The organism is Inconstantimicrobium porci (genome assembly GCF_009696465.1).
Classification (GTDB): domain Bacteria; phylum Bacillota; class Clostridia; order Clostridiales; family Clostridiaceae; genus Inconstantimicrobium; species Inconstantimicrobium porci.
Window position 1 is genome coordinate 1 of record NZ_VULX01000009.1, and the last position, 12078, is coordinate 12078.

The window sequence follows — 12078 nt, forward strand, 5'->3', positions numbered from 1 at the left end:
TATCTTTGTAAGCCTTGAAGTTTAATTGCTTAGCTTAATCTTAGCTTAATTACTAAAAGAATTGCTGGTCTAATAAAAAGTTTGTATAAACTATTAATTTCCTCTGTTTAATTTTCAAAGATCATAATCAGGTGTTCCAAATCTTTATTTGGCACATTCGCTTACTTCTCACTTGTGAGAAGTTCCTTTTTCTTGCTGCCTTTCAGCGACATTGACTATCTTATCATCATCAGTGTTTTGTGTCAACACTTTTTTTGAAAAGATTTTTCAGAAACTTGAACTTAAATGTGTTTCAATTTTTCATTCAATTTCCGCATTACCTCTCGGCAACAGTGACTATCTTATCACCATGCAAAAAATGATGTTTATTGTCTTTTAGGCTTATAATAGAATTAAATTTTAAATACTTTATTTTTCTAAATAATACTACTTATTTCATCTATAGACACACTAGGGTACTTTGATTAAGAAATAACCCCATTTATATGAAATAAGCAGATATTTTAAAGAAGAACAGCAGTTATTATTTATATTTTAAAGTCACACTGAAGTTCATTACTGCTTTCATTACCAAAAGACTCTACTGCTTTTATCTTCACCTTATAATTAACACCCTTGTTTAAATTTGATAGTTTAATCTTATAGTTATCAGGACTACTGCCAGAAAAGAAATCATTAATAAACATAAATTCATTTTCCATATTATTTTTATCTTTATCTATAAGTGTAATCTTATATGAATAAACAAAATCATCATGATAAGCTCTTGAAAAAGTGACCTCCACAGAATTATCATTCTTTATATCAGCTCTGCATTGCCCATCGTCTTTAAACTTTGGGCAGGTTCTTATAAGTTTTCTTGCATAAGTATATTTAAAATTCTTTTTGTTGCATGGTTCATCAATAATCCATTTATTACTCATAACCTTTTTATTAAGAAAATCTATTCTTGTAATAGTTACTCTTTTTTCATTAACCTCTACAAAAAGTCCTTGTGATATTTCTTTATTCTTAAACTCTGAACGATTTATCATGTTTTCTTCAAAGTCCACTCTTTTGAGTCCTCCAGTTGCCACTGAAGTAAAATCTTTCTGATCAATACATCTTTCATCATAAAGTGAATAGTGTGAATGCCCAGCAAAACATATTACCTGTGGATATTTTGATAGAATTGGTTTTAACTCATCAGTACAGTCTCTGTCGCTTCCATAAATAGTATCCTTTACTGGCTGATGAACTATCACAAAAATTGGTTTCTGAGAATTTTCTCTGTTACATTCTTCGAGCTGTTCTAATAGCCACTGCTTTGTATTATTGCCAAATGCACCTTCAAGCGCAGCATTTTCTGTACTTACTGTTATAAAGTTGTATCCTTTTATTACTTTCCTATCATTTAATTTCTGTCCTGTTTCTTGAGTAAACCTTTTTTGTGATTCAATTGGAGATAGTCCAGTATAATATTCATGATTTCCCATTGCAAAAACCTTCTCAACTTTTTTTCCAAGTATACTTTCATATATATTATTGAATTTCTCATAGCTTAACTTTCCTCCTGAATCTGTAAGATCTCCTGCAACAAGCAACGCATCCATATCATCCTTTGTAAAATCCTTCAGCATACTAAGTGCATTTTTAAATTTATCGTCCTGCTTTTTGTTCTGATCCATAATATGCACATCACTCAACACACCGAATCTCAAGTCAGCATTCTTATTTTTCACTGCAGCTCTAACTCCTACAGTGTTAATTGCAAATATAAATAAAATCATTATCAAAATTAATTTACTTGAAACTCTCTTCATCTTTAGCACTCCCTAACTATATTTCATCTCTATTATTTTTACATTTAGACCGCTCTATTATACATACAAAAAACTGGTGCCATCTCATAAATCATCATGATAACACCAGTCGCTTATGCCGTTTTAAATACACCTTCTATACTATTATCACTTTCTGTTCCAAATTCACCAACCGCAGTTATTACTACATTATAACAATGATTATGTTTTAACTTATCCAGTAAAACATTAAAAGTTTGAGATTGATTTGCTACAAAATAATTTGTAAATATATATTCGCTTTTTATAACCTTGCTTGTATTTGCATCTATAATTTTAATATTATATCTTTCTATAAACTTATCAACATTATACGCTTTCTTAAACTGAAGCATTAATGAATTTGTTTTAGCCTTTACTAATTTTATCTTTGAATTCATTATAAAATAAGGTTTTGAAGCATAATTCTTACGCATATCAGTATATTTATAAGTAGCCTTATCAGCAGGTTTTTCAATCACCCACTTATCACCTATTATCTTCTTAGTTAAAAAGTCTACCCTGCTTATACTAACCTTATTGCCATTAACTTCGACAAACAATCCCTGTGAAATATTGTTTTTTACTATATCGCCATGGTTAGCAGCTGTCTTTTCCATTCCAACTTCTTCTATAGTACCAGTTCCAACTGCAGTAAAGTCTTTTTGATATATCATTCTTTCATCATTAAACGGTCTATGAGAATGACCTGCAAAATATATTACCTGAGGATAATCATTTATAACCTTGCCAAGATCAATAGTTGAAAACTCATTGCTGCCATATATAGTATTTCTAATAGGCTGATGTGCTATAACAAATACGGGCTTTTCTGGATCATCCTTAACAGCTTTATCAAGTTGAGTCTTAAGCCATGTTCTCATATTCTTACCAAACCTTCCATTCATTGAACTATCTTCAGTTGAAACTGTGATAAAATGATACCCCTTAATTACTTTATCATCATTTAATTTTTGGAGTGTCTCCCTTTTAAATAGATTCTGACACATTTTAGTATCTGCATATCCAAAGAAGTCATGATTACCCATAGCAAATACCTTTACTATGTCCTTGCCTAATTCGTTATCATATATTTTTACAAGTTTTCTATACTCATACTTACTCCCTGAGTCAGCAAGGTCTCCTGCTATAGCCACTGTATCAAGCCTTCCCCCTGCAAATTGTTTAAGAGTGTCAAGCGCTTCCTTGAATTTCTTATCTTGACGTGATTTATTCTTCATAATATGAACATCACTTAAAACTCCAAAACACAAACTACTATTTTTATCATTTATATTATTATTGTTTTTTTCGTATGTATAAATCTGGCTGCTACCTTCCTCGCTATATATACTATTTTTACCCAAAATAGCAAATGAACATGCAGAAAATACACATAAACTCAATGTAAAAGCACATAACTTTTTATAATTCTCATAAAACTCACATCCATTTTCCTTAATATGATTAATTTATACCATATTATTCCTAATGTTTCGTTACATAATAATTTTTTATTAGTTACAATGAATTGCAAATGGTTACAAAAATACAAAATCATTGTATGTCTTTACTCTTACTAATAATAAAAAACATCTAGATAAACTGGAATCGAAAAAATGATAAAATATTAATCTACAAATTCTAGTTTATTAAGATGTTTATATTACCAAATATAAATTATTTAATATATTATTTTATACTATCTTTCAGTTCTTGGAATTACTGTTGTTTCGGTAAATATTTTATCAATCTGATAATCATTAACGTTTATATCTATTTGCTTATCCATAAGTTTTGAAATAAGCTCTACTTTTTCCTCTTCAAAATAATCTGATTTTTGGATATTCTCAATAAGACTATCTAGATCATATATAACACATTCACCTTCGTAAGCACCAAGTGATGTGCATATAGCTTCAGTAGTCTGCATAGGATCAGTTACATAATCAGAATAAACTACGCTGAAATCATCAGACATTTCTTCTACTTTCCCTATGTAATATCCTGATACAAAGTTTCTTGCATCATTTATCTCTCTAAATCCAGCTATATCTCCATTAGGTGTTACAACTATATAATTATTATAAGGTGTTATTTCACTCATATATTAATCACTCCATATTCTCTAAAACTTATTATTAGTTTTATCAAATGAAGCATATTTATACTAAATTATAATTCTACTTCGGACATTCTACGATTATCAATGGTACTGTCATCTCTTCTTCAGTAAGACCTGCATGTACTCCTTTAATTGCTTTATACTCTTCTTGATTTACAAAAACTGATTTATTTGTTACCGCAGCTGCGATATAATCTCCTACAAAACCTTCAAATCTTGAATGAGGAACTCCTTTTCCAAAAAGACCTTTCTCAATTACTTCTTTTTTTGAAAAAAGTACAAAATCTTTTCCAAAATGTTTATTGAAAGCTTGTCTAAACTGCTCATCCATGCCATCCTTTACAAAAAAGCTAAGCGATCTTGGTTCAATTGAAGGCATCCATTTAAGTGTATCTGTTATGTCTTTATAATCACTTATAAGATAATTCTCACCATCAATATGCCCATGGTCTGCAGTTACTATAATAAGAGTATCCTTAAGCTCCATTCTTAATTTTTTAACTTCGTTATTAATCCTATTAATCCAGTATTTAACCTCACTACTGTGAATACCTTTCTTATGCATTGAAGAATCCGGCTGAGGCCAGTAAGTATATATATACCTTCTGCCTTCTTCATTACAGATCTTCTTAACTTCCTCTATAAGTTCTTCAAATCTCTCCACTTTATATGTACCAAAAGGAGATACTGAGAAAGCTTCTGCATTGCCTGTTTCACTAATTTTATCAACTATATCCTTGTACGGTATATACTTTGAAGCCACATGATAATCTGCAACAGTTTCACCATTATCATTAGTATTAATAAAAATATTCACATTATCATTTACTTCATTAAAATGAAGGCTCCAGCCAAGCCATGAATGTTCTGACGGCATAAGTCCGCTTTGAAGAGTAGTTGTTGCCGCTGTAGTTGTTGGCGGATAAACAGAAGTAATATCCTTGACTTTATGTTTCATAAGAAAACTATGTTCATCAAGGACATCCTTCATGTTGAAGCTTCCCATTGCATCAAACACCATAACAACTACATTTTTATAATTTCTGTCAAGTGCCTTTTCAAGTTCTGGAAGTGTATTATGAGTATACTGTGCTCCAAAATGCTTAAGCACTGAATTAGCAATGTTAAGAATACTGTTATTATAATCAGGATACTTTATCTTCATTTAGTACCTCCTCTAAGTATCGGTTGATTTTTTACTATATGATCAAAAATAAAGCTTTCTCTCTGTGCATAGTTATTTTCACCATATACATAAGGAGGTCTTAATATTATTAGTTCAGTATCTTTATTCTTTAATGATTCAGTATAATATCTTTCTGCTTCAATTTTATCTGTGCCATATTCCTGCCAGAAACTATCCGCGCCAAGTGCATCATCCTCTGCAAAAGGTATATTAAGATGTTCGATATCATATACAGCACTTGAACTTATAAAAACAAACTTCTTTACAGAATCAAAATCCAATGAACTGCACAGAATTTCAGCCTGATCCTCATTTAATCCACAAACATCAACCACTATGTCAAAATTATATGTGGATAAAATGTGATTCATTGTTTCCTTATCATTTCTGTCACAGATTATGCTGTGGATATCAGAATTTTCTATAGCACGACTTCCTCTGTTAAGCACATAAACCTCATATCCTTTTTCATAAAGCTTGTCAACTATTCTTCGTCCAATAAAATAACTGCCACCCATAACTAAAACTTTATTCATTAAAATTGCCCCCTTTATATTACGTTAATATTTCAACATTAAACTTAAATTTAAATAAAATAAGGATGAAATTAGTTCTCTGCGCTTCCTAATTTCTATATTTTAATGGAGTTTCATCCTTAATTCTGCATTCTGAAATCTTAATCCAAAATTATAAAAGGTACTTTTCAGGTTCACTGCATATTTCCTGCATATCTGCATAGAACAATGAACAGTGGTATCCGTCGGCTGCTGCATGATGTATCTGAATTGTTACAGGCATTTTATATGCATTATCTGTATCCTTAAAGTACTTTCCCCATGTTACCATCGGGAATAAAAATGGCTGTGATCCTTCATTATTTACATTAAATGATGTATAAGTAAACCATGGCAGACATGACACTATATAAAAGTTAGGTGCAAAAGGCGTTGTATAAGTAGTATCTTCTTTGTATTTATCAAGTGAAGAAACCATATCAGTATAAAATCTCTTGAAATTGTCGCTGTATTCAGTACACAAATCAGCCATAACCTTTGTTTTATCATTTAATACTGAATAGCTTGGACTAACATAATCAAAATAACCCACATTACCATTCTGATCATATCCCATCTTAAATTCATTCTGATTATTAATGCACTTAGATGATATCCATGTAAACACTGGATAAATTCTAAGATTATTTTCCTTTATGAACTTAATTAAATTTGTAATATCCACATTAACTGTAATGCTGTATGTACAGCTTGCATTGTTGATAAAATGCTCAAAACATTCTCTTCTTGCCCATTTTGCTTTATCAATAACCGTAAAATTCATATAACATCTCCTCCTCCAAAATCTCCTAACTAAATTTTACTATATAAAACTTAATCTTACAAACAGACTCACAGACAAACTTTTTACATAAAAAAATAGAGACCCAGAATAAGTCTCTATAATATACTATCTAAATCTTCTTTATAGGTATTCTCAAAACAGTTTTCATTTTAGTCCTGTTACATTTCCGCGGATCTGACAGATATATTTCATGATGCTTTCTACCTATACCAATATCATTCTGAAGCCCATTTTCTTTAATAAAATTATCTATCTTGCTTACTGTTTCAGGTTCATTATCAAATTCGCCGATATGCATGCATTGAACACATAATCCTTCAAGCGGCGGAACTACATAATCAAAATAGCCATCTATATCTCTACTACCCATTTTACTCATCTTAATTCTATAAGAAAGTGCATATAATATGCCTACTGCTTTACTATACTCACCTTCTTCATAATTAGGATTACCCTTACCATCAATTATGATGTACTGTATCTTAGGTACACAGACTTTTGCAGGTTTTGTTTTAGGTAAATACAGTTCTTTAAACTTCTTTTTATAATCTACCTTTTCCATAACCCTCACTCCTTAATATCACCATCATAATTCCCTGTAATTTCAATAACATTGCCATCAGGATCTTCAACTTGAAAATAGTAATATGGATGTACATTATTAACGTACTTTATTTCTGTAACAAGACTGCTGATTTTTAAGTCTAATATTCTTTCTCGTTCCTCAGCTAAATTCTCTGTCCAAAAATTAAATACAAATTTATGTGTATTTTTTGATTCTGCTATTGCAAGCAGATTATCAAACTTTTCAACATACTGCCCCTTTGTTACTGTCAAGTCAGGATTATCCCTGTCAAAATAAGCATTCATCAATGATATGTTTCTTCCCTCAAACTTAAACTGAGCAAACCTCTCCATATTCTTTGACGATACACCCATAGAAAGTAGCTTCTCATAAAAATCTATAGACTTTTTAAAATCCTTAATTCTTAATTCTGCAATCTTCATTCTTAATTGCTCTGAAAATCCTCTTCTGATCTACTATATTCTGCAATTACATAACAAGCATAAATTCTTATTTTAACGCTATATAGATGTGTATTTCTGCGTTATCAATGCAGTCATCCTGATATTCTTCAAAGTCTGCTGTGTATTTTCTATCTAGTTTCATCTTCCATAGTTCCTGCCAAAACTGCTGTACAGCTTTCTGCATGTGTCCACGAACAACAAACTTAGCATATTTTCCTGCTGGAATTACTTTTACTACTGTATTTCCAGGAATATTGTCAGTGATTTTTACCTCACATCCTATGGTAACATCATAATCTCCAGCCATATCACTTTCATAATCTGAATATAACCCTACTGCTTTTTCATTAGCTTTGTTATTTATCTTCTGATATATACCTTTCTGATACAAGTCGTTCCAAAGTCCACCTATAACAACCCCCATATCTGGTGCTGAATTATTAGTCCTTGCATTAAGTCCTACAATCTTCTTTTCCTCTAAGTTTACAATTTCATACTCCATATTAATTACCTCCACAAATTTAAATCTTCTTGTATTTCATCTGATAGGTAAATAATACAAAAAATAACCTGACATCTATCTGTCAGGTTACAAAAAACTTTTTAATCTTTATATATTAAGTATTACTTTTTTAAAGCATGTATGATGAATGTAATCATAAAAGTTGTGCCTAATAGAAGCACTATCATTGGACCTGTAGGAATCTTTTCATAATAAGATATGATAAGCCCCGCAATCCCCATTATTATTGAAAACATCACTGACCAAAAATGATATTGTCTTGTATTAGAGGCAATATTCCTGCTTGATGCAGCTGGCAGTATTATTAGGGAATTTATTAAAAGCACTCCAATCCATCTTATTGATAGCATTATTATTACAGCCACAAAAGCAGAAAACATATAATCATATAGTTTTCCGTTTATGCCTTTACTTCTAGCAAGTGTCCTATTGATGCTCTCAGCATTTAATTTGTTATAAGTAAAAAGCCACAGAATAATAACTAAAATAAATACGATAAACAGATAGATTATTTCATCTCCTGTTATACTTAATATATCTCCAATAAGGTAGCTTGAGTATTTATTAAAAGTCCCCTTAGCTGCCAGTATAGCGAGTCCAAGAGACATTGCTATGGAAGCAAACACACTGATTATTGTATCAGTGCCATAAGTAGTTCTGTCCTTTACAAAATTAAGTAATACTGAAAATATAATTGCAAAAATTATCATTGATAGGCTATGGTTTGTAAATCCAAATACAACTCCTACCGCTATTCCAGTAAGCGCTGAATGTCCCATGGCATCAGAAAAAAATGCCATTCTTTTATTTACAATCATTGTTCCCAGCAGTGCAAAAACTGGTGATGTCAGAAAAATTGCCAGTATTGAATTTCTCATAAAAGCATATGACATAAAATCAAATGGAAGTATATTTTCCATTATGTTATAAATAGTTTCCATAAATCTCTGCCTTCCTTAATCAAATATCTCTTTAAAATTAGCGTCATTATATACTTCTTCTGGAGTTCCCTGACATAATATTTTGTGATTAATAAGAATAACTTTATCTGCATATTTCTTAACTAGATTCAAATCATGCGAAACAAGCAGAATAGCCATATCATATTTTTCCTTCATTTTACTGACTATTCTGTAAAAATCCCTTACACCATTTCTGTCAATACCTGAAACCGGCTCATCAAGTATAAGTAAATTTGGCATTGGTGTGATTGCAATTGACAGAAGAACCCTCTGAAGCTGTCCTCCTGATAATTTACCAACCTGCTTATCAATGCAGTCTTCTATAGAAAAAATCTTAAGCTGTTCATAAATTTTCTGGTACAGTTTCTTATTTTTTCTAAGCCATACTGGATAGTTTGATATATACGACGCAAAAAGATCATAAACAGTGATAGGAATATCGTGCTCAATATTAATATTCTGAGGCACATAACCTATTCTGATTTTCTGCTTAGTATTATCTTTAAGATCTGTAAAAGAAATATTGCCAGTATGTTTTATTTCACCTAGTATAGATTTTAATAATGTAGATTTTCCTGCTCCATTAGGACCTATAAGTACAGTGAGGCTGCCACAATGAATATGAATATAAATATTTTCAAGAATCTTTTCACTTCCAAAATTTACGTTTATATCATTTATTTTAATACAGTGACGACCACAGGCACCCTTATTCTCTAATTCCATAGCCTACAACCTCTTATTCCATTTTAGAAATCAAATCAAAATTTTCTTTCATACCATCAAGATATGCATTTTCATTTACATTTCCTATCATACATGAATTAAGTTCATATATTTTAGCACCAGTTTCTTTTGCAATAGCTTCGGCATTCTTTTTATCTGAGCCCTTAGTGATAAAAATTGCTTTTATCTTATCTTTCTTCATATCTGCAATAGTCTGTTTTAACACTTCAGCTGAAATTGATTCTTCCTCATGATCTGTCTTTATATCAATTTCCTCAATCTTTGTAAATACGCAGAATGAAGGTAATGTTTCATCAAGAACAAGGGCTTTCTTTCCTTCAACTTTTGATAACTTATCTTTATAATCAGACTTAAGCTTATTTAGTTTTTCTACATAAGATTTTTCATTTTCAGCATACTTATCTTTATTTTCTGGATTAGCAGCCTGAAGCTGACCACTTACATATTGAACCTGATTTATATAATCATCTATACTAGTCCAGACATGACCATTATTCTCATCATCATCTTTCTTAAAGTCTTTAACATTTTTCGCAGCTTCTATTATTTTTGTTTTAGGATAAGCTTCTTTGATTTTTTCATTAAATACCTCAAGTCCTAAACCATTTTCTACATATACATCAGCATTCTCAACTTTTTTAAGATCCTCAGTAGTAAAAGTATGGTCATGGATACATCCCATATTAGGATCTGACATACTCTTTGCATTAACGTTTTTGATACCCTTTGTTAAATTCATAGTCAATATGTGCATTGGATAAAATGATGATACTATATTAAACTGCTTTTCAGCACTAGCTGATGCAGGTTCCTTTTTATCATTTGTACAGCCTGCTAGTGATAACATCATTGTAGCTGTTAACAGTGCTGTTATTGTTTTAATTACTTTTTTCATTTATAATCCTCCAAAAATATTATTTTACGCAAATGCAAAGCATTTGCAACATCTTTTCTTATTATAGGTCTTTTTTCATATTTTTGTCAATAATGTAATCAATTTATTTTTTATATTTTCTAAAAAAATAAGCTGCTAAACAGCTATTTATTAAATAGTTGTTTAACAGCTCTATAAATACTTTTTAAGCATATTTGATATTTTACTTTTCAATTTATCTCTTACCTCTACAGGTTCAAGAACTTCTATCCTGTCACCATAAGAAAACAAATAATTATATAGATAATCATCATCTCTAAGATCAGCACTCACAATAAATTTATCATCAATTAGCTCTATTGGGCCGTTTCTAAATTCATCATAAACTCTTGATGCTGCAGAAATATCTATTTTCATTTTAACATGTATCGTGCTGCACCTAGATGCATAATTATTATATTCATATTTAATCTGCTTAAACTTACGCTGAGCATATTTTTCACTTGTAACAGACAGATTATCTATTCTGCACAATTTAAAAAACCTGAAATCTTTTCTTGATCTGCAGAAACCATATACGTACCAGCTATATCCCTTAAATACAAGCTTATAAGGTTCAACTATACGCGTTGTTTTCTCTCCTTTATTGCTGAAATAATCAAAGGATACTACTTTCTTATTAAGTATGCAGTTTTTTAATATATCAAAATACTGTTTATCCTTGTCGCTCTGCTCCCACGTTGGAAAATCAATTTCAATCCAGTCAGCTTCATCCTTCTTAAAGATACTCTTAAGTTTTGATAAAGACTCATCTACTGAAACCTTCCCAGTTGCATTTAAGCCCTGAAGTGCTGCAAGCACTTGTTTCTGCTCATTATCAGAAAGCATTGTCTTATCTATGGAGTAACCATCCATTAGATATATTCCTCCACCCTTACCCTGAGTGCAGTATACAGGAACACCATTTTCTGAGAGTACATCTATATCTCTATAAATAGTACGAACTGATACATTAAACTTTTCCGCAAGAAAAGGTGCTGTAACATTTTTATTATTTATCAGTATATTGACTATAGAAAATAATCTGTCTATCTTCATTTCTATTACCTATTCTTCTATATCTTTAATAACCTCATTGCATGTCTTTATATCTGCCAGCCTTCAGTACCTTTCTTCAAAAAATCATCTTCGTCATTCTGATGCTGCAAGTATATTACTTCTACCCCATTACTTCTGCATGACTTGATCAATTTTTGTATGTTGCTTACCACATTATCAATATCAAAAGGTTTATCTTCAACTAAAGACTTTTGCATATCGATAACAAGTAGTGCTTTTTTACCCATTTTATGAGTCCCCTTATTATGTAATAAATATATTTTATCCATTTAATTACATAAAAGTCAACCTTAAGTTTACTTATTAAACATTCTTGGCTCATAAAGAATAAGCT

The 12078-nt window shown here is 30.7% G+C and carries 14 protein-coding genes; all 14 read right to left on the bottom strand.

All coding sequences use genetic code 11. The features are described 5' to 3' along the window. Positions 1-527: 527 nt before the first annotated feature. Positions 528-1802, bottom strand: coding sequence for a metallophosphoesterase (locus FYJ33_RS07585; RefSeq protein WP_154531153.1), 1275 nt, complete (start codon positions 1800-1802; stop codon positions 528-530). Between the two features lie 113 nt (positions 1803-1915). Continuing rightward, positions 1916-3187: a metallophosphoesterase family protein gene (locus FYJ33_RS07590; RefSeq protein WP_154531154.1), complete on the bottom strand. Its 1272-nt coding sequence runs from the start codon at positions 3185-3187 to the stop codon at positions 1916-1918. 335 nt (positions 3188-3522) lie between these two features. Continuing rightward, positions 3523-3927, bottom strand: coding sequence for a hypothetical protein (locus FYJ33_RS07595; protein ID WP_154531155.1), 405 nt, complete (start codon positions 3925-3927; stop codon positions 3523-3525). Positions 3928-4003: 76 nt separating this feature from the next. Then, positions 4004-5110 (bottom strand): alkaline phosphatase family protein, encoded by a 1107-nt coding sequence (locus tag FYJ33_RS07600; RefSeq protein WP_154531156.1) that lies wholly within the window; start codon positions 5108-5110, stop codon positions 4004-4006. Continuing rightward, the gene (locus FYJ33_RS07605) at positions 5107-5667 is read right to left on the bottom strand and encodes an NAD-dependent epimerase/dehydratase family protein (protein WP_154531157.1); all 561 of its coding nucleotides are present in this window, start codon (positions 5665-5667) and stop codon (positions 5107-5109) included. The genes FYJ33_RS07600 and FYJ33_RS07605 overlap by 4 nt, the downstream gene beginning before the upstream one ends. Before the next feature lie 151 nt (positions 5668-5818). Then, entirely contained in the window at positions 5819-6469 is a 651-nt protein-coding gene (locus FYJ33_RS07610) for a CatA-like O-acetyltransferase (protein WP_154531158.1), read from the bottom strand. Between the two features lie 130 nt (positions 6470-6599). Next, positions 6600-7052: a GyrI-like domain-containing protein gene (locus FYJ33_RS07615; RefSeq protein WP_154531159.1), complete on the bottom strand. Its 453-nt coding sequence runs from the start codon at positions 7050-7052 to the stop codon at positions 6600-6602. A 5-nt stretch (positions 7053-7057) separates the two neighbouring features. Then, the gene (locus tag FYJ33_RS07620; RefSeq protein ID WP_154531160.1) at positions 7058-7498 is read right to left on the bottom strand and encodes a VOC family protein; all 441 of its coding nucleotides are present in this window, start codon (positions 7496-7498) and stop codon (positions 7058-7060) included. 67 nt (positions 7499-7565) lie between these two features. Next, a complete protein-coding gene (locus tag FYJ33_RS07625; protein WP_154531161.1) occupies positions 7566-8021 on the bottom strand; it encodes a GyrI-like domain-containing protein in 456 nt (151 codons plus the stop codon). A 122-nt stretch (positions 8022-8143) separates the two neighbouring features. After that, positions 8144-8983 carry a metal ABC transporter permease gene (locus FYJ33_RS07630; protein ID WP_154531162.1) on the bottom strand — a complete coding sequence of 280 codons (840 nt, stop codon included), beginning with the start codon at positions 8981-8983 and terminating at the stop codon, positions 8144-8146. Positions 8984-8998: 15 nt separating this feature from the next. Continuing rightward, positions 8999-9730, bottom strand: coding sequence for a metal ABC transporter ATP-binding protein (locus FYJ33_RS07635; RefSeq protein WP_154531163.1), 732 nt, complete (start codon positions 9728-9730; stop codon positions 8999-9001). Positions 9731-9743: 13 nt separating this feature from the next. Beyond that, positions 9744-10646, bottom strand: a complete 903-nt coding sequence (locus FYJ33_RS07640; RefSeq protein ID WP_154531164.1) for a metal ABC transporter substrate-binding protein — start codon at positions 10644-10646, stop codon at positions 9744-9746. A gap of 171 nt (positions 10647-10817) precedes the next feature. After that, entirely contained in the window at positions 10818-11723 is a 906-nt protein-coding gene (locus FYJ33_RS07645; RefSeq protein ID WP_154531165.1) for a helix-turn-helix transcriptional regulator, read from the bottom strand. Positions 11724-11770: 47 nt separating this feature from the next. Next, entirely contained in the window at positions 11771-11971 is a 201-nt protein-coding gene (locus FYJ33_RS07650) for an isochorismatase family protein (RefSeq protein WP_206046641.1), read from the bottom strand. Between the last annotated feature and the right edge of the window lie 107 nt (positions 11972-12078).

Coding starts and splice junctions, on each gene's coding strand:
- FYJ33_RS07585 (WP_154531153.1), bottom strand. CDS start 1,802: ATGAAGAGAGTTTCAAGTAAATTAATTTTGATAATGATTTTATTTATA.
- FYJ33_RS07595 (WP_154531155.1), bottom strand. CDS start 3,927: ATGAGTGAAATAACACCTTATAATAATTATATAGTTGTAACACCTAAT.
- FYJ33_RS07600 (WP_154531156.1), bottom strand. CDS start 5,110: ATGAAGATAAAGTATCCTGATTATAATAACAGTATTCTTAACATTGCT.
- FYJ33_RS07605 (WP_154531157.1), bottom strand. CDS start 5,667: ATGAATAAAGTTTTAGTTATGGGTGGCAGTTATTTTATTGGACGAAGA.
- FYJ33_RS07610 (WP_154531158.1), bottom strand. CDS start 6,469: ATGAATTTTACGGTTATTGATAAAGCAAAATGGGCAAGAAGAGAATGT.
- FYJ33_RS07615 (WP_154531159.1), bottom strand. CDS start 7,052: ATGGAAAAGGTAGATTATAAAAAGAAGTTTAAAGAACTGTATTTACCT.
- FYJ33_RS07620 (WP_154531160.1), bottom strand. CDS start 7,498: ATGAAGATTGCAGAATTAAGAATTAAGGATTTTAAAAAGTCTATAGAT.
- FYJ33_RS07625 (WP_154531161.1), bottom strand. CDS start 8,021: ATGGAGTATGAAATTGTAAACTTAGAGGAAAAGAAGATTGTAGGACTT.
- FYJ33_RS07630 (WP_154531162.1), bottom strand. CDS start 8,983: ATGGAAACTATTTATAACATAATGGAAAATATACTTCCATTTGATTTT.
- FYJ33_RS07635 (WP_154531163.1), bottom strand. CDS start 9,730: ATGGAATTAGAGAATAAGGGTGCCTGTGGTCGTCACTGTATTAAAATA.
- FYJ33_RS07640 (WP_154531164.1), bottom strand. CDS start 10,646: ATGAAAAAAGTAATTAAAACAATAACAGCACTGTTAACAGCTACAATG.
- FYJ33_RS07645 (WP_154531165.1), bottom strand. CDS start 11,723: ATGAAGATAGACAGATTATTTTCTATAGTCAATATACTGATAAATAAT.
- FYJ33_RS07650 (WP_206046641.1), bottom strand. CDS start 11,971: ATGGGTAAAAAAGCACTACTTGTTATCGATATGCAAAAGTCTTTAGTT.